The organism is Bradyrhizobium sp. USDA 3315, assembly GCF_054056795.1.
In genome coordinates this window covers 3,987,680-4,013,017 of the sequence record NZ_JBSRYP010000001.1, presented here as the reverse complement: position 1 = coordinate 4,013,017, position 25,338 = coordinate 3,987,680, and the positions used below count along the sequence as shown (strand labels likewise).

Annotated in this window: 22 protein-coding genes; 13 read left to right on the top strand and 9 right to left on the bottom strand. The window is 65.9% G+C overall.

Translation table 11 applies throughout. The annotated features are described in order from the left end of the window. Nucleotides 1-16: 16 nt before the first annotated feature. Complete coding sequence (locus tag ACVIYL_RS18460; RefSeq protein WP_057019245.1) at nucleotides 17-466, bottom strand: cupin domain-containing protein; 450 nt, start codon at nucleotides 464-466, stop codon at nucleotides 17-19. A 263-nt stretch (nucleotides 467-729) separates the two neighbouring features. On the opposite strand from ACVIYL_RS18460, the gene ACVIYL_RS18455 reads away from it, so the two are divergent. The 4 genes from ACVIYL_RS18455 (at nucleotide 730) to ACVIYL_RS18440 (ending at nucleotide 3,699) form a co-directional block, all read left to right on the top strand. Continuing rightward, entirely contained in the window at nucleotides 730-1,758 is a 1,029-nt protein-coding gene (locus ACVIYL_RS18455) for an AraC family transcriptional regulator (RefSeq protein WP_456779389.1), read from the top strand. Nucleotides 1,759-1,855: 97 nt separating this feature from the next. Then, nucleotides 1,856-2,722, top strand: a complete 867-nt coding sequence (locus ACVIYL_RS18450) for a S1C family serine protease (protein ID WP_253625652.1) — start codon at nucleotides 1,856-1,858, stop codon at nucleotides 2,720-2,722. Beyond that, nucleotides 2,719-3,093, top strand: coding sequence for a response regulator transcription factor (locus ACVIYL_RS18445; protein WP_028342536.1), 375 nt, complete (start codon nucleotides 2,719-2,721; stop codon nucleotides 3,091-3,093). The genes ACVIYL_RS18450 and ACVIYL_RS18445 overlap by 4 nt, the downstream gene beginning before the upstream one ends. A 393-nt stretch (nucleotides 3,094-3,486) precedes the next feature. Further along, nucleotides 3,487-3,699, top strand: a complete 213-nt coding sequence (locus ACVIYL_RS18440) for a hypothetical protein (RefSeq protein ID WP_456779388.1) — start codon at nucleotides 3,487-3,489, stop codon at nucleotides 3,697-3,699. A 139-nt stretch (nucleotides 3,700-3,838) separates the two neighbouring features. Here the strand turns inward: ACVIYL_RS18440 and ACVIYL_RS18435 are convergent, their stop codons facing one another. Continuing rightward, nucleotides 3,839-4,189 carry a hypothetical protein gene (locus tag ACVIYL_RS18435; RefSeq protein WP_057019241.1) on the bottom strand — a complete coding sequence of 117 codons (351 nt, stop codon included), beginning with the start codon at nucleotides 4,187-4,189 and terminating at the stop codon, nucleotides 3,839-3,841. A 168-nt stretch (nucleotides 4,190-4,357) separates the two neighbouring features. Further along, complete coding sequence (locus ACVIYL_RS18430; RefSeq protein ID WP_456779387.1) at nucleotides 4,358-5,716, bottom strand: metallophosphoesterase family protein; 1,359 nt, start codon at nucleotides 5,714-5,716, stop codon at nucleotides 4,358-4,360. Between the two features lie 149 nt (nucleotides 5,717-5,865). On the opposite strand from ACVIYL_RS18430, the gene ACVIYL_RS18425 reads away from it, so the two are divergent. From ACVIYL_RS18425 to ACVIYL_RS18395, 7 genes are all read left to right on the top strand, one after another. Next, on the top strand, nucleotides 5,866-6,960 hold the full coding sequence (locus tag ACVIYL_RS18425) for a mandelate racemase/muconate lactonizing enzyme family protein (RefSeq protein WP_456779386.1): 1,095 nt from the start codon (nucleotides 5,866-5,868) through the stop codon (nucleotides 6,958-6,960). 219 nt (nucleotides 6,961-7,179) lie between these two features. Next, nucleotides 7,180-8,598, top strand: coding sequence for a M20 family metallopeptidase (locus ACVIYL_RS18420; protein WP_456779385.1), 1,419 nt, complete (start codon nucleotides 7,180-7,182; stop codon nucleotides 8,596-8,598). A gap of 447 nt (nucleotides 8,599-9,045) precedes the next feature. Then, complete coding sequence (locus tag ACVIYL_RS18415; RefSeq protein ID WP_456779384.1) at nucleotides 9,046-10,836, top strand: peptide ABC transporter substrate-binding protein; 1,791 nt, start codon at nucleotides 9,046-9,048, stop codon at nucleotides 10,834-10,836. A 280-nt stretch (nucleotides 10,837-11,116) separates the two neighbouring features. Beyond that, nucleotides 11,117-12,073 (top strand): ABC transporter permease, encoded by a 957-nt coding sequence (locus tag ACVIYL_RS18410; RefSeq protein ID WP_016842735.1) that lies wholly within the window; start codon nucleotides 11,117-11,119, stop codon nucleotides 12,071-12,073. Continuing rightward, the gene (locus tag ACVIYL_RS18405) at nucleotides 12,039-12,956 is read left to right on the top strand and encodes an ABC transporter permease (protein WP_028334911.1); all 918 of its coding nucleotides are present in this window, start codon (nucleotides 12,039-12,041) and stop codon (nucleotides 12,954-12,956) included. The genes ACVIYL_RS18410 and ACVIYL_RS18405 overlap by 35 nt, the downstream gene beginning before the upstream one ends. Beyond that, a complete protein-coding gene (locus ACVIYL_RS18400; RefSeq protein ID WP_141340051.1) occupies nucleotides 12,953-13,933 on the top strand; it encodes an ABC transporter ATP-binding protein in 981 nt (326 codons plus the stop codon). The genes ACVIYL_RS18405 and ACVIYL_RS18400 overlap by 4 nt, the downstream gene beginning before the upstream one ends. Further along, nucleotides 13,930-14,898 (top strand): ABC transporter ATP-binding protein, encoded by a 969-nt coding sequence (locus ACVIYL_RS18395; RefSeq protein WP_057019236.1) that lies wholly within the window; start codon nucleotides 13,930-13,932, stop codon nucleotides 14,896-14,898. The genes ACVIYL_RS18400 and ACVIYL_RS18395 overlap by 4 nt, the downstream gene beginning before the upstream one ends. Nucleotides 14,899-15,101: 203 nt before the next feature. On the opposite strand, the gene ACVIYL_RS18390 is transcribed toward ACVIYL_RS18395, so the two are convergent. Next, nucleotides 15,102-16,064, bottom strand: coding sequence for a LysR substrate-binding domain-containing protein (locus ACVIYL_RS18390; protein WP_456779383.1), 963 nt, complete (start codon nucleotides 16,062-16,064; stop codon nucleotides 15,102-15,104). Between the two features lie 100 nt (nucleotides 16,065-16,164). On the opposite strand from ACVIYL_RS18390, the gene bla reads away from it, so the two are divergent. Then, nucleotides 16,165-17,064, top strand: coding sequence for a class A beta-lactamase (bla, locus tag ACVIYL_RS18385; RefSeq protein ID WP_456779382.1), 900 nt, complete (start codon nucleotides 16,165-16,167; stop codon nucleotides 17,062-17,064). 34 nt (nucleotides 17,065-17,098) lie between these two features. Here the strand turns inward: bla and ACVIYL_RS18380 are convergent, their stop codons facing one another. Next, a complete protein-coding gene (locus ACVIYL_RS18380) occupies nucleotides 17,099-18,520 on the bottom strand; it encodes an amidase (RefSeq protein WP_456779381.1) in 1,422 nt (473 codons plus the stop codon). Between the two features lie 80 nt (nucleotides 18,521-18,600). Between ACVIYL_RS18380 and ACVIYL_RS18375 the strand changes: the two genes are divergently transcribed. Further along, on the top strand, nucleotides 18,601-19,662 hold the full coding sequence (locus tag ACVIYL_RS18375; protein ID WP_456779380.1) for an ankyrin repeat domain-containing protein: 1,062 nt from the start codon (nucleotides 18,601-18,603) through the stop codon (nucleotides 19,660-19,662). A gap of 113 nt (nucleotides 19,663-19,775) precedes the next feature. Here the strand turns inward: ACVIYL_RS18375 and ACVIYL_RS18370 are convergent, their stop codons facing one another. From ACVIYL_RS18370 to ACVIYL_RS18355, 4 genes are all read right to left on the bottom strand, one after another. Next, nucleotides 19,776-20,342 (bottom strand): c-type cytochrome, encoded by a 567-nt coding sequence (locus ACVIYL_RS18370; protein WP_253607238.1) that lies wholly within the window; start codon nucleotides 20,340-20,342, stop codon nucleotides 19,776-19,778. A 247-nt stretch (nucleotides 20,343-20,589) separates the two neighbouring features. After that, nucleotides 20,590-22,299 carry a pyrroloquinoline quinone-dependent dehydrogenase gene (locus ACVIYL_RS18365; protein ID WP_168855785.1) on the bottom strand — a complete coding sequence of 570 codons (1,710 nt, stop codon included), beginning with the start codon at nucleotides 22,297-22,299 and terminating at the stop codon, nucleotides 20,590-20,592. A 405-nt stretch (nucleotides 22,300-22,704) separates the two neighbouring features. Further along, entirely contained in the window at nucleotides 22,705-23,643 is a 939-nt protein-coding gene (locus ACVIYL_RS18360; protein WP_456779379.1) for a carbohydrate kinase family protein, read from the bottom strand. Nucleotides 23,644-23,653: 10 nt separating this feature from the next. Next, a complete protein-coding gene (locus tag ACVIYL_RS18355) occupies nucleotides 23,654-25,306 on the bottom strand; it encodes an FGGY-family carbohydrate kinase (protein ID WP_456779378.1) in 1,653 nt (550 codons plus the stop codon). Between the last annotated feature and the right edge of the window lie 32 nt (nucleotides 25,307-25,338).

Sequence of the window (25,338 nt, the reverse complement as noted above, 5' to 3'; positions counted from 1 at the left end):
CTGTTTGACCGCCGGGCTAGTCGTTGGCTTCCGGCGGCAGGAAGTCCACCTCGTGCTCGGCGGAGATACGCACCACCTCGGCGGGGTCCTGCAGATTGTGCAGCTTCTCGAACAGCGCCTCGAGCTTCTGCATCGGCGACACCCAGAACAGCGCCCGCGCCGGCTTGTCCGACTTGTTGAAATAGCCGTGCGGGATGCCGCGCGGCATGCGCACGAGGTCGCCGGCCTTGGCCTGCACCCAGACGCCGTCGAGCTTGAGGTCGAGCACGCCTTCCTGCACCAGGATGAACTCGTCCTGGGTCGGGTGGATGTGCACCGGCACGAACTGGCCGGGATCGCTGTTGGTTTCGAACGCGAAGGTCGAGTCGGTGACCGCCTTCGGATAGTAGATTTGGCCCAGGATATTCCAGGTCTTGCCGCCGTAGCCGGTGCCGGTCCGGGTAATGCCTTTTTCGAGCGTGCCCATGTCAGCCTCTCCAGTTTTGATGCGCAGTGCCGGTACGGAGCCTGTCGCCGGCCGGTGAGGCTGTCTAGCCGATAAACGAATCCACACCCGGCACCTTCATGCTGCAATGCGGGAGCATTGCGCCGGCCGGCTGCTGCCCAATGCCGTCGCATCGTCCTGACCGCCGATCGGGCAGATTGCACGACGAAACGGCGTTCCCCTTTGCCGCGGGATGCTCTAGGCTGCCTGATGTTTTAGACCTCAAACAACTCCGGACGGCCGGCGTGACTGCTGTTGGCAACGAGGTTTCGGCAAGCGCAAATCCGGCAAGCGCAAGGCTCAAGGATTTCGCACGCGTCGCGACGGCGCGCGTCGATGACGCGGCGGAAGCGATCGGCCGCATCTTCTGTCCGCACGATCTGACGCCGGTCGATCATTCCGCGAGCGATTTCTCCGCGCATCACAATTGCGCCGACTTCGACGGCTTCTCCGTCAACTATGTCGCCTATGGCGGATCGGTCGCGATCAATCCCGGCTGCCTCGACCGCTTCTTCCTGCTGCAGATGCCGCTGTCCGGCTCGGCCGCGGTGCGGACCGCCGCGCGCGAGCTCACCACCGGACCACGGCACACGGCCTCGCTGCTGTCGCCGACCATTCCGACCGAGATGACCTGGCGCGGCGACTGCGCTCAGCTGATCTTGCTGCTCGACCGCAAGCTGGTCGAGCATCGCGCCGCGGCGCTTGGCGGCGTGGCGGTGAGGCCGGTCGAGTTCGATCCGGCCGTCGCGCTGAGCGGGCCGCTCGGGCAGACGCTCTCGGCCAGGATCGAGCATCTTGTCACGGCCGCCGAGCAGCTCGGGCCGCGCAAGGCTTTGTCGGCGGTCGCGGCGGCCGATTGGCGCGAGTCGTTTCTCAACGTCCTGCTCAACGGGCAGCGGCACAGCCTGAGTTCGGCGATCGATGTCTTCAACGGCCGCACCGAGGCCCAGCCGGCCGCCTTGAAACGCGTGCGCGCCTATCTGGAGAGCCGGGCAACCGAGCCGCTGGACCTCGCCGAGCTCGCGGAGATCGCGGGCACCGGCATCCGCGCGCTGCAACTCGGCTTCCGCCGTCACTTCGGCACCACCGTGTCCGAGATGCTGCTCGACATCCGCCTCGCCCATCTCAACGCCCGCCTCAAGACGGCGCGGCCGGGCGAGCGCATCGTCGATATTGCATTCGACCTCGGCTTTACCCATCTGAGCCGGATGGCGAGCGCCTACCGCGCCAAGTTCGGCGAGAGCCCGAAGGCGACCCTGCAGCGGCTGAGCTGAGCGGCAGTTCCGGGCGGCCCGGCCACGCCCTGCCCATCCGGCCAGTATCGCCGTCAGCCGCGACATCCCAGATTGAGGGAAGCCAACGGAGTTTCCCATGACCGAACCGAATATCCTGTCATCGCTGTCATCCGCCCTTGCGGAGACCATTGCACGCGCTGCGCCCGCCATCGTCTCCGTGCATTCGCATCGCGCGCGCGCCTCCGGCTTTGTCTGGAAGGTAGGCCTCGTCGTCACCGCCGACGAAGCGCTGGCCGACGAGGGCGAGATCGAAATCCAGTTCGCCGACGGCAGCCGCAGGCCGGCGACCGTCGTCGGACGCGACCACACCACCGACGTCGCGCTGCTGCGCGTCGAAGGCGACGTTGCCCCCGTCAAGCTCTCGACCGAGAACCCCGCGCTGGGATCGCTCGCGGTGATCGTCGCCGCCGACCGCGGCGCTCCGACCGCGCGGCTCGGCATGGTCGCACTGTCCGGCCCGGCCTGGCGCAGCCTGCGCGGCGGCGAAATCGATGCACGGATTGAGCTCGACGTCCGGCTGCGGCACAGCCAGCAGGGTGGCCTCGCGCTGAACGCCGCGGGCGAGCCGTTCGGCATGGCCGTGCTCGGCCCGCGCCGCGTGCTGACGATCCCGGCTACGACCATCGAGCGGGTCGCAGGCCAGCTCGAGAAGAGCGGCCGCATCGCGCGCGGATATCTTGGCGTCGGATTGCAGCCGGTCCGTCTCGACGACGGCCTCGGCGCGATGGTGATGAACGTCGACAAGGCCGGCCCCTCGGCCGCCGCCGGCATCCGGCAAGGCGACGTGATCATTGCCGTGAATGGCGAGAAGCTGTCCGGCGTGCGCGCGCTGTCGCGCGGCCTCGGACCGCAGAGCGTCGGCACGGTGGTCGAGCTCACCGTGCATCGCGGCGGCGAACCGCTGAAGTTCAAGGTGACAGTCGGCGAGAGGCCCGAGACGTGAGCGGTGAGCCGGCCAACGACATCGTCATCGCGCTCGAGGTCGACGACGCCGTCCTCGCCGACCGGCTGGCGACCCTGCTCGGCAGCGTCGCCGGCCTGCGGCTCGCCGCGCCGGGCGAACAGGCCACGGCGGCGGTCGTCGCACGCAACCGCGAGGCCGCGGGCGCCGGCGACTTCGAGCTGACGCCGCGCGAGCTCGACGTGCTGGCGCTGCTGGCGGAAGGCGCGTCCAACAAGATGATCGCACAGCGGCTCGGGATTTCCGTCCACACCGCCAAGTTTCATGTCGGTTCGCTGCTCGACAAGCTCGATGCCACCGGCCGCACCGACGCCGTCGCCCATGCCGCGCGGCGCGGGGTGATCAATTTGTGATGGGTGGGATGACTGTTGTAGTGACGCTGAGCTGAGATCTCCCGTCGTCCCTGCGAAAGCAGGGACCCATACGCCGCGGTGGATATTGCAGGCGGGACTCGTCGTTGTCGTCCTGGCGAAAGCCGGGACTTTAACCACCGCATTTGACGGTGAACGAGATCGTGGCCCTAGCGTCGCGCAACAGTGCGCACTTGGGGTAATGGGTCCTGGCCTTCGCCAGGACGACTGCGAATCTTTCGTGCGCACTCGTCTGCTTCACGCAGCCACTGCACAGCAACCCCAAAACAGCGATTTGGAAAATTCCGCCCTGCGGACACCCGACTCAGTATTCGACCGGATACAGACGCTTTCACGATCTGGCTATGCAATCTTCAGCCAACAAGAAGAAACGGCATGAAGAAGCTGATCGGTCGTCATCGGGACATTCAATACACACTCACCAACATCGAACCCGACCTCTGGGCCTGGTCGTTCGACATCAACGGCAAGACCAAGCAAGGCACCACGCGCGCGCGGCTCGACCTGCTGGCGCGGCGGCGCGTCTGCACGCTGGTTGATCGCGAGTTGAAACGCGCGGAACGTACCAGGCCCAACGAGCCCGACTGATCGCTCTCCCCGGTGAAGGTCCATTGGACGGGCCGCGCCTATCAGAAATGAAAACTCCCGCAGCGCCGGCTGCGGGAGTTGTTGGCATCGGTGACCGCGGGGAGGTCCAACCACCGATACCGACATTCGCTGACAGTGGTCAGGCTGTTTTGGCGAACATCGTCAGCACGCCATCGGCGATGTTGATAGCGACGACCTGCGACGAAGTCAGGCCCTTGGCCTTGAGCGCGGAGACCGCCTGCGGTGTCGCGTCAATCGACTTCCGAAGCGACTGGATGTCGTCCTCCTTGGTCTTTGCCATCGCATCCTCGATCTTCGATCGCATCTCGGGCTTGAGGTCCTTGATGTCGACGACCTGTATGCTCCGGATGACAGTGGACTGATCAGATGATTGCGGCGGCGCATTGGGTTGCGTGCCTTGCGCTTGCACCAAGGCGGGCGTTCCGAGGACGAGCGCGGCAACAGTGACGAATGCTGTGAGATTGCGCATGGTCGATTCCTTTTCGAGGTCAGCAAGCGATAAAACCTACGCGCGAAGTTTGGCTGGCATCTGATTTTTCCATGGCCATTCATTGGAGCCAATGCGACCGCAATGCGGGCATCGGAGCCCACTCAGCCGCAGCGCCGACGTCCAGCGCGTCGGCCCGGGCGCGACTGACTACAATGCGATGACGGAAATAGCGATCTCGAGCCGTGGTCCGGCATAGCGCTTGTCATCCGGCCCACCCTCGCCGCACCCGACGTTCCAGACCGCCGGCCATGCGAACCGCTCCAGCCCCGTTGCCGATATCGCCGCGCACGACGTCCAGCGCGTGTCACCGCTGCGTCGCCACAGCACGCCGCCCGGTCCCATGTCCGGATAGAAGGCGATGTCGAGGTCGAAATCGCTGTCGGCACCGAGATCGGGACCGATCCAGTAATAGGGACTGCGTCCACGCTCGCGTCCAAGGATCAAGGTGAGCGTCTGATTCGGCCCGCGCAAGCCAAGCCAGAGCGGTGCGATCACGCCGGGCGCGGGCGTGCAGAGCAGCGTTTGTGGCGCGGCGGTTCCCGCGGCGGTGCGGCCCGCCAGTTTCAGCGCGATGACCGTCGCGGGCGCCAATGTCCCCGACAGCGGTGCAGGGCTGGTCCCGCGCGGCAGCGGCGACCACGCGGCCTGGTCCAGCGATGGCAGCGGCCATGCGAGCTGCTCGCGCACCACACCTTCGGTATCGAGCACCTGATAGCGGAACCCATCCTGATCGAGCGCGGCCTGCACGCAATGCAGATACTCGACGCCCTCGGGCATCCGGTGCGCGGTGCCGGCGCCCGCCGTGCAGACCTGCAGCACACCACGATGAACCTGGACGTCGAATGCAAGGATATGGCTGCACAGATAGCCGGCGACATCGGCGCGGACGAGGATATCCCAGAACCGCTCGCGGTATTCGTGGCCGATCTCGCGCTGATAGCTGCCGCTGTAGCCGTTGATGGCGTACACGGGATGATGGCCCAGCACCAGCTTGTGCCTGGCGTGCTTGTGCTGTGCGAGGACCGCTTGCAGCCAGTCGGTCTCGACATGCCCCTCGCCGCCGAGGCCGCTCCAGAGCGTGTGCACGAACACCATCAGGAGATCGCCGCGGCGAACCCAGTAGGACAGCCCCTCCTGACCGGGCGGGCCGTTGCGCGGCAGCTGCAGCACCTCGCGGAACACCGCCTCGCTCAACTCGTCATAGGTGGTGTGGTTGCCGGTCGTGTGCCACAGCGGCACCGCGCGCCGGTCGAGCCAGGACATCTCGACCTCGAACCAATGCCGCCATTGCGCGCGCAGCGCGTCGGCATCGGCGGTGAGGCCGATGATCTCGTCCCCGGGGAACAGAATGAATTCAGGCGCAGGATGCAGCCGGCGCACCACGTCGTTCACCGACGCGAAGGTGCGCTCATGCAGCGCACCCGGAACGCCCGAGCAGGCATCGGCATAGATCACGAACTGGTGGCCCGAATTTCTCGGTAACAGAGACGGAATTGCATCATCCATGGTCGGACCACGTCCTCGCGAGCCACATCATAGAGGAAGGCAGACTAATCGCTCAAGGCAGACATTCGCAGGCGCAAGGTTGCAGGCAGCCGGGGCTTTTGAGATCGTGTCTCACGCATTGCATTCGTCCCATGACAAGGAGTTCCGGCGTGGCCATCCTCAAGGACCTCAGCATCGGATTCTACAAGATCCCGCTTCCGGTGGTGCTGAGCGACAGCACGCATGGCGAGATCAAGGCGTTCGAGCTCGTCACGATCCGCGCCCGCGATGCCGACGGCGCCGAAGGCACCGGCTACACCTACACGGTCGGCCGCAATGGCGGCGCCATCGCCGATATCCTGGGCCGCGAAATCACCGAGATCGCGCGCGGGATGGAGGCCGACGACACCGAGCAGCTTTGGCACAAGGTGTGGTGGGCGCTGCATTATGGCGGCCGCGGCGGCCCGGCGGTGCTGGCGCTGTCCGCGCTCGACATCGCGTTGTGGGACCTCAAGGCGCGGCGGGCATCGCTGCCGCTGTGGCGGCTGCTCGGCGGCTTCGACCGCCGGGTGCCCTGCTATGCGGGCGGCATCGATCTCGATCTGCCGCTCGATGGCCTGCTCAAGCAGACCGACGACAATCTTGCCAAGGGCTTTCGCGCCATCAAGATGAAGGTCGGCCGGTCGAGCCTTGCATCCGATGTGGCGCGCGTGAAGGCGATGCGCGGCCATCTCGGCGACGAGTTTCCGCTGATGGCCGACGCCAACATGAAATGGACCGTCGAGGAAGCGATCCGCGCCGCGCGCGCCCTGCAACCCTTCGACCTCACCTGGCTCGAGGAGCCGACGATTCCGGACGACGTCGCGGGACACGCTCGCATCGTGCAGGCCGGCGGCGTGCCGATCGCGGCCGGCGAGAACCTGCGCAGCCTGTGGGAGTTCAAGCCGTATATCGCCGGCGGCGCGCTGTCCTATGCCGAGCCCGACGTCACCAATTGCGGCGGTGTGACCAGCTTCATGAAGGTCGCCCGGCTCGCCGAGGCCTTCAATATTCCCGTCACCAGCCATGGCGCGCATGACATCACCGTGCATCTGCTGGCTGCGTGCCCGAACCGGTCGTATCTCGAGGCGCACGGCTTCGGCCTCGACCGCTATATCGAGCACCCGCTGGTTCTGGAGCAGGGCATGGCGATCGCGCCCGATCATCGCCCGGGGCACGGCATCGCCTTCGACTGGAAAGGCCTTGAGCGGCTCAGCGTCGCCTGACGCAGAAACATTTCTGCACACCAAGACGTGACATTCGGAAATGCAGGTCTGCCGGCGCGCGCTAGGCGGCGTCGCGACAAGCTGCTAGCGTTTCGCGCTTCAGATTGCCCAAAGCGCGATGAGATCATCGCGCTTCGGCTCATTGTCTGAGCATGATCTTTTCGGAAAACCGCTTCACACTTTTCCGGATCATGCTCTAGCGTTAAGGGATCGGAGCAAATGGACAACCGTAGTGATGTTTGGCGCGGCGTCGACGCGATCAAGCCGCGTTTCATCGAATTGAGCGACCGGGTCTGGGCGATGCCCGAGGTCTGCTACACCGAGGCGCGCTCATCCGCCGAACATCTGGCCGAACTGCGCCATCAGGGTTTTCGCATCACCGAGAACGTCGCCGACATCCCGACCGCGGTGATGGGCGAATGGGGCGAAGGCGGCCCGGTGATTGCCTTCCTCGGCGAGTATGACGCCCTGCCCGGTCTCAGCCAGGAGGCCGGAATCGCCGAGCATCGCCCGGTCGAGAGCGGCGGCCACGGCCATGGCTGCGGACATAATCTGCTCGGCTCCTCCGCGCTGCTCGCCGCGACCGCGGTGAAGGACTGGCTTGCGGCCAACAAGGTGCCGGGCCGCGTGCGCTATTACGGATGTCCTGCCGAGGAAGGCGGCGCGGCAAAGGCCTTCATGGTGCGCTGTGGCGCGTTCGAGGACGCCGACATCGCCATCACCTGGCATCCGCACAGCTTCTGGGAGGTGGCGGTGACGCCGTCGCTCGCCAACACCCGCGCCGATTTCATCTTCACCGGGCGCACCTCGCATGCGGCAGCCTCGCCTCATCTTGGCCGCAGCGCGCTCGATGCGGTGGAATTGATGAATGTCGGCGTCAACTACATGCGCGAGCACATGCCGAGCGACGCGCGGGTGCACTACGCGCTGCTCGACACCGGCGGCATCGCGCCCAACGTGGTGCAGGCCCATGCCCGGGTGCGCTATTCGATCCGCGCCCGCGACCTGCCCGGCATGAACGAGTTGGTCGAGCGCGTGCACAAGATCGCGCAGGGCGCGGCGCTGATGACCGAGACCAAGGTGGATATGAAGATCATCTCCGCGGTCTCCAACATCCTGCCCAACACGCCGCTTGAACAGACGCTACACGGGATCATGGAAGAGCTCGGCCCGCCGCATTTCGACGATGCAGACAAGGATTTCGCCGGCAAGATCCGCGCGACCCTGACCGACAAGGACATCGCTTCGGTCTATTACGCGATCGGCATGGAGCCGACCGACCGGCCGCTCGCCGATTTCCTAGTGCCGATCGACGCCAAGCGCAATCCGCTGATCGGCTCGACCGACGTCGGCGACGTCAGCTGGGTGGTGCCGACCGTGCAGGTCCATGCACCGACGGTTGCAGTCGGCACGCCGTTCCACACCTGGCAGGTTGTGGCGCAGGGCAAGACGCCGGCCGCGCACAAGGCGATGGTGCAGGCCGCCAAGGCGATGGCCGGCCTCGGCGTCAAGGCGCTGATGGAGCCGGAGCTGATCGCGGCCGCCAAGGCCGACCTCAAGAAGCGGACCACAAGAACGCCCTATGTCAGTCCGCTGCCGGCGAATGTTGCACCGCCGTTGGACATGTCGATCGCCTGAGAGCAGCGTGTGCGGGCCGGACCTGCTCTCAGGGATCAAGCAATCGCATACCCGCATCGTCATGGCCGGGCTTGTCCCAGCCATCCACGTCTTTCTCACGCGGAAGCGGAGACGTGGATGCCCGGCACAAGGCCGGGCATGACGAGTTTGTGGACGGATCGCTTCAAACGCGAACTCCGGCCTGCGTGGCAAAAAAGCATCTCGGAACAAAGGATAACGAACAAATTTTCCGCACTGCGAGGCGCGCAAGGGCGCGCTTTTAGCGCGGATCTGCTGAACCGGTGTGCGGCAAGGGGAGGTTCTGCACAAGCGATAGCCAAAAGACCTAGGCGCTGAAGGGCGGGAGGCGTTGACCTTCGCGGTCATTCGGTGTGCCATCCTGCCGCCAACACGGCGGCCGGTTCCACGGCCCGCCGCAATAACCAATTGAGCCGGACCGAGGGGACAATGTTCGACAGGAATCTGCGTGGCATGATCGACGACGTGAAGGACGGGCGGATGGATCGCCGCGCCTTCGTCAAGCGAATGATTGCCGTCGGCCTCACCGCGCCGATGGCCAACCAGATCCTTGCGACCGGCGGCGTCGCGATGGCGCAGAGCCCGAATCCCTACAAGCCGACCAAGCGCGGCGGCGGCGGTCCGCTGAAGCTGTTGTGGTGGCAGGGCCCCACCCTGCTCAATCCGCACTTCGCCACCGGCACCAAGGACCAGGACGGCTCGCGACTGTTCTACGAACCGCTCGCAAGCTGGGACGTCGACGGCCATCTCAACCCGATCCTCGCCGCCGAAATCCCCTCGATCCAGAACGGCGGGCTTTCCAAAGACGCCAAGTCGGTGGTCTGGAAACTCAAGCCCGGCGTCAAATGGCATGACGGCAAACCCTTCACCGCCGACGACGTCGTGTTCAACTGGGAATATGCCACCGACCCCGCGACCGCAGCCGTCTCGAGCGGGACCTATTCCGGCATGACCGTGGAGAAGGTCGACGACCTCACGGTCCGCATCAAGTTCAAGGATCCGACGCCGTTCTGGGCCAATGCGTTCGTCGGCGCCTATGGCTGCATCATCCCAAAACATCTCTTCGCGGAGTACAAGGGCAGCAAGTCGCGCGAGGCGCCGAACAATCTGAAGCCGGTCGGCACCAGCCCCTACAAGTTCGTCGAGTTCAAGCCGGGCGATCTGGTGCGCGGCGAGATTAATCCCGATTACCACATGCCGAACCGGCCCTATTTCGACACGATCGAGATGAAGGGCGGCGGCGATGCGGTGTCGGCGGCGCGCGCGGTGATCCAGACCGGCGAATATGACTTCGCCTGGAACATCCAGGTCGAGGACGAGGTGCTGCTGCGGCTGGAAAAGGGCGGCAAGGGCAAGACGCTCTATGCCGTCGGCGGCGACATCGAATTCATCGCCATCAACTTCACCGACCCGAACACCGAGGTCGACGGCGAACGCTCGTCGATCAAGACCAAGCATCCGATCCTGTCGGATCCGGCGGTGCGCAAGGCGCTGGCTCTGCTGGTCGACCGCGACTCCGTCAAGAAGGTGATCTACGGCCGCGCCGGCCGCGCCACCGCCAATTATCTCAACGGCCCCGAGGAGTTCGTTTCCAAGAACACCAAATGGGAGTTCTCGGTCGAGAAGGCGAGCGCGCTGCTCGAACAGGCCGGCTGGAAGGTCGGCCCCGACGGCATCCGCGAGAAGGACGGCAAGAAGCTGAAGCTGCTGTACCAGACCTCGATCAACGGCCCGCGGCAGAAGACCCAGGCGATCGTCAAGCAGGCCTGCCAGAAGGCCGGCATCGACGTCGAGTTGAAGTCGGTGGTGGCCTCGGTGTTCTTCTCCTCCGACGTCGCCAACCCCGACACCTATTCCAAGTTCTACGCCGACATCGAGATGTTCCAGATCCCGATGACGCAACCCGACCCGGGCTTGCACATGCGCCGCTATCTGTCGCGCAATGTCGCGACCAAGGAGAACAAGTGGCAAGGGCAGAACTTCCCGCGCTGGGTCAACAAGGATTTCGACGCCGCGATCGAGGCGGCCGATACCGAGACCGATCCGATCAAGCGGGCCGAGCTCTACATCAAGTGCAACGATCTGATGTGGCAGGACACGGTGGTGATCCCGGTGATGCACCGCCTCGCGGTGGAAGCCTGCTCCAACACGGTGCGGCCCGCGCTCTCCGGCTGGGCCAACCAGACCGACAATCTGCAAGACTGGTATCGTGAAACCTGAGACACGGGGACAGGTTCGGAGTTTGAGTAGGTGCATCTTCTCCCTCTCCCCGTTCTTACGGGGTCGAGACGAGCGGAGCTCGCTCTTGGAGGGTTGGGGTGAGGGGCTTTCGCAGCAAACACCGTGAAAGATGAGTTCGTGGAGACTCCCCCTCACCCGGAATTCAAGCCGTGCTTGAATTCCGACCTCTCCCCGCACGCGGGGCGAGGTGAAGCTCGCCTTTCGACTGGAAGCAAGATCAACGTGCTCAAGGTGCGAGCGTTAGTTAGATGATCTCTCGATGAGTCAATATATCCTGCGTCGCCTGATGATCGCGATCCCGAGCCTGCTCGGGATCTCGCTCGTGCTGTTCGTCGTGCTGGCGCTCGCGCCGGGCGATCCGTTCAGCGAGCTCGCGACCAATCCGAACGTGCCGCCCGAGGTGCAGGCCGCGCTGCGCGCCAAGTTCGGCCTCGACGACCCGATCTATCTTCGCTACCTGCACTGGCTCGCGGCGATGGCGCAAGGCGACTGGGGCTTTTCCTTTGTCAGCCGGATCAATGTCGACACGCTGATCCTGCAGCGGCTGCCGACCACGCTCTACGTGATCGGCTCGGCGCAGCTGCTGGCGCTGTTGATCGCGATCCCGGTCGGCGTCTATGCCGCCACCCGGCCCTACTCGATCTTCGACCAACTCGCCAACACCTTCGCCTTCATCGGCTTCTCGCTGCCGACCTTCTTCACCGGCATCCTGTTCATCCTGGTGTTCTCGGTGAAGCTGGACTGGCTGCCCTTCGTCTACACCGACGTGCCGGGCAGCGGCATTCCCTGGCTGCTGGAGATGATCCGGCAGGCGATCATGCCGGTGATGGTGCTCGGCCTGTTCCAGGCGGCGTCGATGACCCGCTTCGTGCGCTCGGCAATGCTCGACGTGATCCGGCTCGACTATGTCACCACCGCCCGCGCCAAGGGGCTCGGGCAAGCCAAGGTGATCGTCAAGCACGTGATGCGCAACGCGATGATCCCGGTCGTCACGCTCATTGCGCTGCAAATGCCTGCCGTGTTCGGCGGCGCCATCGTCACCGAGCAGATCTTCCGGATTCCCGGCATCGGCTCGCTGCTGATTTCCTCCATCCTCGCCAATGACACGCCGGTCGTGATGGCCGTGACCTTCGTCTTCGCGTGTCTCGTGGTGCTGTTCAACCTGATCGCAGATGTCCTCTATGGCTGGCTTGACCCTCGCATCTCCTTCCGCTGAGCGGCGCGGCTATTCGCCCTGGCGCGAAACCTGGCGGCGCTACCGCCGGCACCGTCCGGCCGTGGTCAGCGCCGTGCTGCTGCTGCTGCTGATCGCAGCCGTCGTGATCGGCCCGTTCGTCTGGCGCGTCTCGATCAGCGACATGGACGTCGTGGCCGGCCTGCAGGGCCCCTCGCTGGCACATCCGTTCGGCACCGACGATCTCGGCCAGGACCTGCTCGCCCGCATGATCTATGGCGGGCGCATCTCGCTCGCGGTCGGCCTCGCCGCGATGCTGGTCTCGGTGTTCGTCGGCACGCTGATCGGCGCGCTCGCCGGCATGTCGCGCGGCGCGCTCGGCTACGCGCTGATGTGGCTGACCGATCTGTTCCTGTCGCTGCCGCAGCTGCCGCTGCTGTTGATGCTGATCTATCTGTTCCGCGACGGGCTGAAGGCGATGTTCGGTCCCGAGGGCGGCATCTTCATCCTGATCGTGCTGGTGATCGGCGGCTTGCGCTGGATGCCGGTCGCGCGCCTGGTGCGCGCCCAGTTCCTGTCGCTGCGCGAGAAGGAATTCGTCGAGGCGGCGCGCGCGCTCGGCGCGAGTCCGGTGCGCCAGGTGGTGCGCCACATCCTGCCCAACGCGCTGGGACCCGTGATCATCGCCGGCACGATCGACGTCGCCGCCGCCATCATCGCCGAATCGACGCTGTCGTTCCTCGGCCTCGGCTTCCCGCCGGATACGCCGACCTGGGGCCGCATCCTCTATGACGCCAAGGACTTTCTCGACATCGGCCCGCATTGGGCGCTGTTTCCGGGCGGCGCGATCTTCATCGCGGTGGTCGCCATCAACTTCATCGGCGACGGGCTGCGCGACGCGCTCGACGCGCGCAAGGTGATCTGATGGCGCTGCTCGACATCAAGGGCCTGAAAACCCATTTCACCACCGACGACGGCATCCTGCAGGCGGTCGACGGCGTCGACATCAGCATCAACCGCGGCGAGACGCTGTGCGTGGTCGGCGAATCCGGCTGCGGCAAGACCGTCACCGCGATGTCGATCCTGAAGCTGATCGCCATGCCGCCGGGCAAGATCGTCGAAGGCGAGATCATCTTCGAGGGCCGCGACCTGGTGCCGCTGACCAGCCACCAGCTCGACGACATCAGGGCCAAGGAGATCGGCTTCATCTTCCAGGAGCCGATGACCTCGCTCAATCCGGTGCTGACCATCGGCGAGCAGATCGCCGAGAGCCTGCGCCGCCACGAGGCGGTGACCAAGAAGCAGGCGCTCGAGCGCACCATCGAGATGCTGAAGCTGGTGCAGATCCCCAACGCCGCGGGCCGCGTGCATCATTATCCGCACCAGTTCTCCGGCGGCATGCGCCAGCGCGTGATGATCGCGATGGCGCTGGCCTGCCGGCCCAAGCTTGTGATCGCGGACGAGCCGACCACCGCGCTCGACGTCACCATCCAGGCGCAGATCCTCGACTTGTTGCAGGACATGAAGGAACGCTTCGGCATGGCGGTGATGCTGATCACGCACGCGATGGGCGTGGTCGCCGAGACCGCGCAGCGCGTCGTCGTGATGTACGCCGGCAAGGTGGTGGAGGAGGCGCCGGTCGACGAACTGTTCGGCAATCCCGGCCATCCCTACACTCAGGGCCTGATCCGCTCGATCCCGCGCATCGATCTCGACGCCGCGCACAAGACGCGGCTGGAGGCGATCGGCGGCTCAGTGCCGATCCTGATCAACCCGCCGCCCGGCTGCCGCTTTGCCGCCCGCTGCAAATACGCCATGAGCATCTGCACCGAAAAGGAGCCGCGGCTGCGCGAGATCGCGCCCGGCCACCGCATGGCCTGCCACCTCGGAGACGCGTCATGAGCGAACCGCTGCTGCGCGTTTCCAATCTGAAGAAGCACTTTCCGGTGCTGGGCGGCCTGCTCTCGCGCGAGGTCGGCCAGGTCTATGCGGTCGACGGCGTGTCGTTCTCGGTCAATCGCGGCGAGACGCTCGGCCTCGTCGGCGAATCCGGCTGCGGCAAGTCGACCACCGGCCGCTGCGTGCTGCGCCTGATCGAGCCGACCTCGGGCGAGGTCGTGTTCGACGGCCGGAGCGTCACCGGCCTCGGCGGCGGCGACCTGCGCGCCATGCGGCGCAACATGCAGCTCGTGTTCCAGGATCCGTTCGCCTCGCTCAATCCCCGCATGACGGTCGGCGCGATCCTCGGCGAGCCCTTCATCATCCATAACCTCGTGAGCTCGGCCAGCGAGCGGGAGGACCGCGTCGCGAGCCTCCTGGTCAAGGTTGGGCTGAAGGCCGAGCACATGCGGCGCTACCCGCACGAATTCTCCGGCGGCCAGCGCCAGCGCATCGCGATCGCCCGCGCGCTGACGCTGGAGCCGAAGCTGATCGTGTGCGACGAGCCGGTCTCCGCGCTCGACGTCTCGATCCAGGCCCAGGTCATCAACCTGCTCGAGGATCTGCAGGCCGAGCTGAACCTCACCTATCTGTTCGTCGCCCACGATCTCTCGGTCGTGGAGCACATCTCCGACCGAGTCGCGGTGATGTATCTCGGCCGCATCGTCGAGCTCGCCAAGGCCAGCGATCTCTACCGCAACCCGCAGCACCCCTACACCAAGGCACTGCTCTCGGCGGTGCCGGTGCCGGATCCCAAGGCGAAGCGCGACCGCATCCGCCTGAAGGGCGACGTGCCGAGCCCGATGAATCCGCCCAAGGGCTGCCACTTCCACACGAGATGTCCAATCGCCGAGGAGCGCTGCCGGCAGAGCGCGCCGGAGTTGCTGGAAGGCAGGAATGGGCATTCCGTGGCGTGCCATCTGGCGTAGGTCGCGCGCCAGATGCGATAGCCAGCCGGCGCGGGAGCGCACCGCCTAAAATATCGAAAACAACCCCATGCAAAGTAGCCGGCGGCTGCGGGCGTCCGACACGGCAGCGTCCGACACGGCACTTGACATGTCGGGCAAATCAGCGGCATCATTCGATAATTCAGAAATAATGGCGACGATAGTTGAAGTCACGTCGTCAGACGTTAACGCCGCTTGGTGTTGGTCCGCGGCTTCGGTCTGGCCTTTGTCTTGATCTTCCGCCGCGGTGCGGGCGCGACGGCGTCCTCCACCTCATTCACCTCCGTCCGCAGCGTCTCGAGCAGCCAGTCGCGAAACGCGCGCATGCCCGGCGTCACCTCGCGCGACTTCAGCCAGGTCAGCCAATAGGATCCCGCCGGGACCTCGGCCGCGAACGGACGCAGCAGCCGGCCGGAGACCAGCTCATTTTCGAACATCGCGATCGGCACCAGCCCGACGCCGACGCCGCGCGCGGCGGCCTCGGCCATCGCGACCGAACTGTCGAAGATCGGCCCCTGGATTTTCGGACACGGCGCGCCGGCGACCGCAAACCATAGCGGCCATTCCTCGGCGCGGTAGGACCGCAGCAGGAATTGCTGCGCGAGATCGGACGGCTTGCGCAGCCGGTCCGCCGCGTCGGGGCAGCACACCGGCGAGAGCGGTGCGGACAACAGATGGATCGCCTCGGTGCCGTGCCACGAGCCGTCGCCGAAGCGCAGCGCGAGATCGAGCCCGTCGCCTGCGATGTCGACGCGGTTGTTGTTGGTGAGCAGACGCAAATCGATATAGGGATGCGCGCGCTTGAAGCGGTCGACCCTTTGCAAGAGCCATCCGGTCGCGAACGTCGTGACGCAGCCGACGGTCACGACCTCGCGCGTGCCCTTGGCCTCGATGCGGTCGATCGCGGCGCCGATCCGGTCGAGCGCGTCTGACAGCACCGGCAGCAGCGCCAGCCCCTCGTCGGTGAGCACCAGCCCGCGCGGCAGGCGGCGGAACAGGCTCGTGCCCAGGAGATCCTCGAGCTGCTTGACCTGATGGCTGATCGCGGTCTGCGTCACGCGCAGCTCCAGCCCGGCGCGGGTGAAGCTGAGCAGCCGCGCGGAGGCCTCGAAGGCGCGCAGCGCGTTCAGCGGGAGATGCCGGCGCACGGCGTCATGACCAAGTTTTCCTCATGTCTCGCTGTATAAATGATTGTTTGTGCGCCGTCACGCCGCCCGGCAGGTTCGCGCCGCCAACGGGAGATTCGACATGCTGACGAGACGGACATTTGGATTGCGCGCGCTGGGCCTTGCGGTGTCCTGCACTTTGCCGCGGCAAGGCGCAGCGGCAGGACCAGGCGAGCCGGCGCAGCGGCTGCAGCAGGAGTTTGCGCGCATCGAGCTGGCAACCAGCGGCCGGCTCGGCGTCGCCGCGCTCGACATGGAGACGGGATTGCGCGCGAGCCGGCGCGGCGACGAGCGGTTCCCGATGTGCAGCACCTTCAAGGCGTTGGCCTCGGCCGCGGTGCTGCACCGGGTCGACCGCGGCGAATCCAGCCTCGATCAGCGCGTGCAAATCGAGGCCAAGGATATCTTGGCCTACGCGCCGGTCACCAAGGCGCACGTCGGATCGGCCATGACTCTGTCCGAACTCTGCGCGGCCGCCATCACGCTCAGCGACAACACCGCCGCCAACCTGCTGCTGCGGGAGATCGGCGGGCCCGCCGGCTTTACCAGCTTCTTCCGCACCATCGGCGACAATGTCAGCCGGCTCGACCGCTGGGAGGTGGAGCTGAACGAAGCCGTGCCCGGCGACCCACGCGACACCACGAGTCCTGTCGCGATGCTGAAGGATTTGCAGCGCGTGCTGCTCGGCGATGTCCTGTCCGCGGCCTCGCGCCAGAAACTGATCGACTGGATGGTTGCCAACAAAACCGGCGACGCAAGGCTGCGTGCCGGCGTGCCCCGCGACTGGCGGATTGCCGACAAGACCGGCACCGGCGAGCGCGGCACCTACAACGACATCGGCGTGTTCTGGCCGCCCGGCCGCAAGCCAATCGTGGTGACGGCTTACCTGACCGGGGCAAGTGCTCCCATCGAGAAGTGCAACGAGGTGATCGCCAATGTCGCGCGCGCCGTCGCCAATGCGAGCACCGGGCAGACCGGCTAAACCGGCGACGCCGCGACCGGCGGCGCCGACAACATCAGGCCGGCCAGCGACCAAGCAAGTCGCTCGCCGCCTCGAACAACGCTGCAACGCGCAACAGTTCGGCATCGGCCCGGAAGCGGCCGACCAGGTGCAGTCCGATCGGCAGGCCGTCGCGGCCGAAACCTGCGGGGATGCTGACGGCGGGATGCCCGGTCATGTTGAACAGCATGGTCCAGGGAAACCAGTGCGGCCGCACGCTGTCGAAACTCCGGCCGTCGATCTCGATCGTGCCGAACAGGTCCTGGTCGATCGGCAGCGCCGACCGGGTCAAGGTCGGCATCGCCAGGAGATCGCCGCGCGCGAACAGCGACTGCACCCGGCGGAACAGCGCGGTGCGCTCGAACATCGCCCGCTGGTAGTCGACACCGCTGACCTGGGCCGCCAGCGCGAGCTGCTTCAGGAAGGTTGCGCTGAGATCATCCGGATGATCGGCCGCGAGCTTCTCGAAGCGGGTGCGCCAGACGGTGTGATTGATCGCACGCCAGATCGGCTCGATGTCAAAGCCGTCGCCGGAAAACTCTTCGAGCGCGGCGCCGAGGCTCGCCAGACGGTCGAGGCTTGCCTTGAACGACGCGGCCACATCGGATGCGACCGGACGCCCCGGCGGCGACAGGCAGAACAGCACCCGCCGGCCCTTGAGGTCGCCGCGCGGCGCGGCAAGCCCGAGATAGTCGGGCACCGGCACCCCGATCGACCAGGGGTCCGACAGATCCTCTCCCGCCATCGCCTGCATCATCAGCGCCGTATCGGCAACGGTGCGCGTGGTCGGTGTGACACAGGTCTGGTTGCCGAAAGCGTCCTGCACCTGGCTATGCGGGATCACCCCGTTGCTCTGCTTGATTCCGACCACACCGTTGCAGGCGGCGGGAATCCGGGTGGAGCCGCCGCCATCGGTCGCAACCGCCAGCGGCGCGATGCCGCTCGCGACGGCCACCGCCGCGCCGCCGCTGGAGCCGCCACTGGACCGCTCGGCACTCCATGCATTGCGGGTCCGCCCGAACAGCGGCGAGTCGGTCAGGCACTTGCTGCCGAACTCCGGCGTCGTGGTCTTGCCGATCAATATGCCGCCCTGGGCACGGAGGCGGGCCACCGCGACGGCGTCATTGTCGGGCACGTTGTCCCGGTACGGCACCGCGCCGAAGGTCGTCCGGACGTCTTTGGTGTTGACGATGTCCTTCACGGTGAAGGGGATGCCGTGGAGCAGACCGGCCGGCTCGCCAGCCGTGATTTGCCGCTCGGCAGCTTTCGCCTGCGCCATCGCCGCGTCACCGCACAGCGTGATGAAGCAGTTCAATTCGGGTTGCAGCCGCTCGGCACGGGCGAGCACCGCGCGCGTAACCTCGACAGGCGAAACCTCCTTGCGGGCGATGCGCCCACGAAGCTCAACGGCAGACAGCAGACACAGATCGTCGCTCATTTGGGCAAGGACTCGCGTCAGATAGGGTCGACGCCCGCATCGTGCCGCGCTGCAAGCGGCAAGTCCATCGGCTCGGACGCATGGCGAAAGGCCACGGAGCCGCGACGGCGCATGGCCTGCCGGGCCGGCGCGGCGGGCCCTTCCCGGCCGCGCGGCTTGGCAGCGACGGAGGATCATGCGACGCTCGACCGAATGGCGCTGCTGTCAGCATGACGGAGGACCACGCCTTGTATCGCCGCATCGCCCTCGCCGCGCTGATCGTTGCCGGCAGCGTGCACGGCAGCCTCGCGGCGCCCGATCCGGCGCGATGCCGCGAGCTGATCCGCAAATACGAAACCGACAAGGCCCAGCTCAGCGCGATCGAGATCTCGCTGTCGCTATTTGCGGCCGCCAATGCCGATTGCATCAACCTTGCCACCGAGCTGCTCGATCACGGCGCCTCGGTCGACGCGCGGGACCGGCTGGGCGCAAGGCCGCTGAGCCACGCCGCCCGCTCCAGCCATCTTGCCATGGTCGACCTGCTGCTGGCACGCGGCGCGCCGCTCGATGCGCGCAACCTCGCGGGATCGACCGCGCTGTATTTTGCCGCCGAGCGCGGCCATGTCGCGATCGTGCAGCGCCTGATCGACCGCGGCGCCGACGTCAATCTCACCGGACGCAGCGGCGCCTCCCCGGTCGCGGCCGCCGCCTATGCCGGCAGGGACATGGTGGTGCGCATGCTGCTGGCGCACGGCGCCGACGGCCGCAAGGCAGACGACACCGGCAAGCCGCCGGTCGTCTACGCCGCGGCGGGCGGCCAGCTCGGCATCGTCAAGCAGTTGCTCGCGCGCGAGATCGACATCAACGCGCGCTACGCCAACGATCTGACGCTCCTGATGTGGGCCGCCGGGCCGGACGAGACCGTGCCGGAGGCGCAAGCACTGGAGGTCGTCTCGTATCTGCTGGACGCCGGCGCCAAGGTCGACGACCGCGATGCGCGCGGCCGCACCGCGCTGATGATCGCCGCCGAAGGCAATCATCCGGCGATTGCCAGGACACTGCTGGCGCACGGCGCCGACCCTGCGCTGGCCGACAAGGCCGGCAAGCACGCCGCCGATCTCACCATCCTGTCGGCGCTGCGCGAGGAGCTGACGCCGCGTTGAAGCAACTTGCTCGGTGTCATGGCCGGGCTTGTCCCGGCCATCCACGTCTTCTTTTGCCTGGATATCAAGACGTGGATGCCCGGGACAAGCCCGGGCATGACGAGTGTCCGCAGCTATAGCCCCGCCAGATAGTCCACCAGTGCGGCAAGGTCGTCGGGCGACGTTGCCAGCATCAGGTCGGACATGCCGGGATTGTTGCCGCGCGCGCGGGTGCGGAAATCGGCGATGGTCTTGGCGAGGTAATCCCGTCCCATGCCGGCAAGCCGCGGCACCGTGCCGTCGCCCTGGAAGCGATCGAGATGGCAGGCCGGGCAGCCGACCGAGCGGCTGGCGCTGACCGCCTTCTCCGCCACGTCCTTGGGCGCGCGCGGCTGGCCGAGGTCAGGCCACGGCTTCTGCGAAAAATATTCCGCAATCGCCAGCATGTCGTCGCGCTCGAACTGCGCCGCGATCGGCTGCATGATCTCGCTCTTGCGATCGCCGCGCTTGAAATCGCGCAGCTGGATGTAGAGATAGCCGGCCTGCTGGCCCCAAATCGTCGGAATGGTCTTGTCGACGGGCTTGCCGCTCTCGCCGTGGCAGCCGGCGCAGACTTGCGCCTTCTCTTCGATCGTCTCCGCGCGCGCCTGTGACGCAACCAGCAACAGCGCGGCGCCGCAAATCATCAATCTACCGAACATTGGCTCATCCTGAGGCGCAGTATCGGTCCACCTCCGTCATTGCGAGGAGCTCGCGACAAAATTGCAAAGCAATTTTGCGCTGGAGCGACGAAGCAATCCATGCTTCCACAAACGCGGCACAATGGATTGCTTCGCTTCGCTCGCAATGACGTGGCTGGACCTTTTATCCGTAGAAAACAGAAGCGGGACCGAACCGGTCCCGCCTCGCCGTCAATGTTTGCACGCGTGATGATGCATCAGGCCCGGCTCAGTCGAGCGTGAAGGCGATGATGTTGTTGCCACGCTTGTAGTCGAGCTGGGTGTTACCGCCCGCGCCGACCACGATATATTGCTTGCCGCCGACCATGTAGCTCGACGGCGGCGCGTTGACGCCGGCGCCGGCGCGGAAGCTCCACAGCTCCTTGCCGTTCGACGAATTGTAGGCCGCGAACTTGCCGTTGCCTTCGCCGGTGAAGACCAGGCCGCCGGCGGTGGCGAGGATGCCGCCGATCATCGGCTCGGGCGTGTTGACCTGCCATTTGATCTTGCCGTTGTTGTAGTTCACCGCGGTGATGTTGCCTGCCTGCTTCTCGCCCGGGATCACCTTGAAGGCGCCGCCCAGCCAAAGCTTACCGTTCGGATAGGCCGAGCTTTCGACGTGGTAGGTCATCGGCTGGTGCAGATTGATCGCGTAGGCCAGCTCCTGTCCCGGATCGGTTGCGATCGGCGACCATTCGACGCCGCCATTGGCGCCGGGCAGCATGCGCGCGCCTTCCTTGGTCGGCAGCACCCACATGTTCTCCTGCGGCACCATCGCCTCGGAGAAGCGGATCAGGCTGCAATCCTTGCGATCGTGCACATAGATGTGCCCGGTCTTGCCGGCATGGATGACGCCGGGAATCGTCTTGCCGCTCTTGTCCTTGACGTTGACCAGCACCGTCGGGCTGACCGCGTCGAGGTCCCAGACGTCATGGGCGATGTACTGGAAGTGGCAGACATACTTGCCGGTGTCGAGATCGAGCGAGACCAGCGAATTGGTGTAGAGGTTGTCGCCGGGCCGGTTCGACCCGTCGAGGTCGGGCGACGGGTTGCCGACGACGAAGTAGATCCGGTTGGTCGCGAGATCGACCGACGGGTTCTGCCACACGCCGCCACCGAGCTTGGCATAGGGATCGCCGATCTTGGCGAGCATGTCCTTCTCGGCCTGGATATTGCGATGCATGTCACGGCCGGTGGCATCCTTGGTCGCCCAGACACCGACGGAGTTCTCCGGAATGGTGTGGAAATTCCAGAGCTGCTTGCCGGTCTTGGCGTCATAGGCGCGCACGAAGCCGCGGATGCCGTATTCGCCGCCATTGGTTCCGATCAGCACCTTGTCCTTAACCACGGTCGGCGCCATCGTCTCGCTGTAGCCGAGCTCGGGATCGGCGATGTTGGTGGTCCAGACCACCTCGCCGGTCTTGGCATTCAGCGCCATCAGCTTGGAATCAAGCGTCGCCAGATAGACCCGGTCGCCGAGCACCTGGACGCCGCGATTGTTGGGACCGCAGCAATAAACCGTGATCGGGCCCATCTTGTGGGCGTAGTGCCAGAGCTGCTGACCGGTCTTGGCGTCGAGCGCATAGACATGGCTGAACGACGTCGTGACAAACATCACGCCATCGACGACGATCGGAGATGTCTCAAGCGATTCCTTGACGTCGGTCTGGAAGATCCATGCGACGTGCAGGTCCTTCACATTGTCCCGGCTGATCTGCTTGCCCGGATAGAATCGCGTCTGGGCATAGTTGCCGTTGGTGAGCAGGAAATCCCTGCTGTTCTTGTCGGCGGCGTTGAGCTGCTCCTGGGTCACCGGAGAAACATTGGCGTTGCCGAGGACCGACTGCTTCTCCTGCTTGACTTCCTGCGCGATGGCGGCGCCCGACAACAGGCCAACGCCGAGCGCGGCGGCGAATGCCGCAATCCCTCTCACATACATATCTTCCCCCGTTATTTCTTGGTTGCAATATTAGGGATGCGTGTCTGCTACTTCCCTTCGAGGCCCGGTCGCCCTGGCGAGCCCGCAACCCGTTGCATGGCCTGGTTGCGCTGCAATAGACGATCAAAAAAGACGACGACAGGTATCGATGGATGGGTTCCATGTTAGCGCGGTCTTTCACAAAGACAACCGATGCGCTCAATGCGAAGCCGAAGCAGCATGACTTCGCACGATCGAAATGCAGCGATCGCGGGTTGGCATCAAATCCGAGCGATATCGGGTGCTTCGGACGCCTTCACGCATCGCCGGGCAGATTTGCCTTCGCAGGCGCAGCACGCAAAATGAGACTAAGCGTCAAGCGACGGCATCGCGCGGGACGCCGCGCCGGCTGAGGCCCTGCATGGCTTACCAATGGTCGGCCGGCAACTCCCGGCTGCGCGGCGGATCGGCGCCGGGCCGCGTGCAGGTGAAAGCGGCGCATTTGCAGGCAAAGGACAACGCACGGGTCAGCTCGGCTGCGGAGACGTCGCGCAACTGCGGCTGCGCGATCCGGTCCAACCGATGCAACGCGGCGAGCAGCGCCGCCTGAAAGCTGTCGCCGGCGCCGATCGTATCGACGACGTTGACCACCGGCGCTTCGGCCGCGATCGGTCCTGCCTTGCGATGCCAGGCGCAAGCGCCATCATTGCCGCGCGTAATGACGACGAGCGATGCGCCGCCCGACAGCAGCGTCTCGGCCCGCGCAGCATGGGCCTCGTCACCGAACAGATAGGCGAAGTCGACGTCGGACATCTTTACGATGTCGGCCTTGCCGCAGAACGCCAGCATGCGCGCGCGATAGGCGTCCTTGTCCTTGACGAGGTTCGGTCGGCAGTTCGGATCGAGCGAGATCGTCACGTTCGGCCGCGCATCCTCGATCAAGGCCAGCGTCTCCGCCGCACCCTTGTCATGGACCAGCGTGGTCGAGCCGGTATGCACGCAGGTGACGCCGTCAAGCGCGACCGCATCGCGCCGATAGGTCCAGTTCCGCGACGCGGTGTCGGCGTCATAGAAGGCGTATTGCGTCTCGGTGCCGGTGACGCGCGCAAAGGCCAGCGTGGCCTGGCGATTGCTCCGCGTGGCGCGACGAAGATCGACGCCGGACGCCGCGGCATGATCGGCGATCATCCTGCCGAAGGTGTCGGTCGAGATGCCGCCGACAAAGCCGGTGGGAACATCGAGCCGGGCGCTGCCGATCGCGATGTTGAGGCAGGAGCCGCCGACGGCGGGCGTCAAGGCCTCACGTCCATCCGCCGTCTTCGACGGAAGGAAATCGATCAGCGCATCTCCGCAACTCAGCAGCATGGGGCAAACCTTACGTCGGCGCTTCGCCGGGCGCCCGCCTCATCGCCTCGCGGCTGTCGCGGTCAAGCTCTCGCAGCATCTTGTGCACGCCGCGCTTCTTGCGGTGGAACTCGGCGAGCTCCGGCCTGGTCGGCTCGCTCAACCGCCCGAGCGCCGACATGCCGGCCATCGCCGCATTGATCGAGTTGTGCGCACCGCTGGCGACCGCGCCCAGCATCGCGGCGCCGAGCAAGACGGGTTCTTGGGTCTGCGGCAGCGCCACCGTGTAGCCGGTCGTGTCGGCCATGATCTGGCGCACCAGGGGGCTGCGGCTCGCGCCGCCGCCGATCACGATGGTCTTGCCGTTGACGCCATGCGCCTGCAAGGCGTCGATGACGTCGGCAAGGCCATAGGCCAGCCCGCACAGGCCGGCAATGAACAGCCGCTCCAGCGCCGACGCGTCGGTGTCGAGATCGAGCCCTGCGATCACCGCGCGCGAGCCGGGATCGGCATAGGGCGAACGGTTGCCGAGGAACTCCGGCAGAACGTGAACGTTGCGCGCGAGCAACGCCGCAGCACCGGCATTGCCGCTGCGCGCCAGGATGCGCCTCTCGAGATATTCGATGACGTCGACGCCGTCGGTCTTCGCCTCGAGCGCAACCTCGGCATGCGCCGGATGCGACTTGAGCAGGTGATCGATCGCAGCGCCGGCCGCGGATTGGCCGCCCTCGTTCAGCCAGAAGCCCGGCACCATGCCTTCGAAATACGGACCCCAGACGCCGGGCACGAAGCAGGGATCGACCGTCGTCGCCATGATGCAGGCCGACGTTCCCATGATGTAGGCGAGCCGTTGGCAGACATCGACCTCGGCGCCGGAGCCATCGCGGCCGCCGATCGCGCCGACGCCGCCGGCATGGGCATCGATCAGGGAGGCACCGACCGCGGTTCCCGGCAGCAGGCCGAGATCGCGCGCGGCATCCTCGGACAGCCCGCGACCGAGCGGCGAGCCGGGCGGCACGATCTCGCTGCCGATCCGCCCAAAACGGTCGGCCGCGAGCGCCTCGAGCCCGACCCGCTTGAAAAAGGATTCGCTCCAGCCGCCCTCGCCGGCGACATAGGTCCATTTGCAGGTGACCGTGCAGGTCGAGCGCGCCAGCGAGCCGGACGCGCGGAATGAGAGATAGTCGGCAAGATCGAAGAAATGCCCGGCGGCCTCGAAGGTCGCGGGCAGATGCCGCTTCAGCCAGAGGATCTTCGGGATCTCCATCTCCGGCGAGATGGCGCCGCCGACATAGCGCAGCACCTTGTCGCCGGTCGCGTTGACGAATTCGGTTTCATCCATCGCGCGGTGATCCATCCAGACCACGACATTGCGCGCGGGATCGCCGGACGGGCTGACGGTGAGCGGCCGGCCCGCTCTGTCGAGCACGACCAGCGAACAGGTCGCGTCGAAGCCGATGCCCTTGACGTGCTCGGCGGCAACCGCAGCCTCCCGCATCGCACCGCGCACGGAGGCGACGCAGGCCGCCCAGATGTCATCGGACGATTGCTCGACGATATCGCCGGGCTCGTGCCAGACCCGGATCGGATGCCGGGCCGACCCGAGCAGCTTCCCCGACTCGTCGAACACGCCCGCCCGGGCGCTGGTGCTGCCGACGTCCACCCCGATATAGGCTTGCCGCATGACCGCTCTATCTTCCGTTGAGCACGATCCCC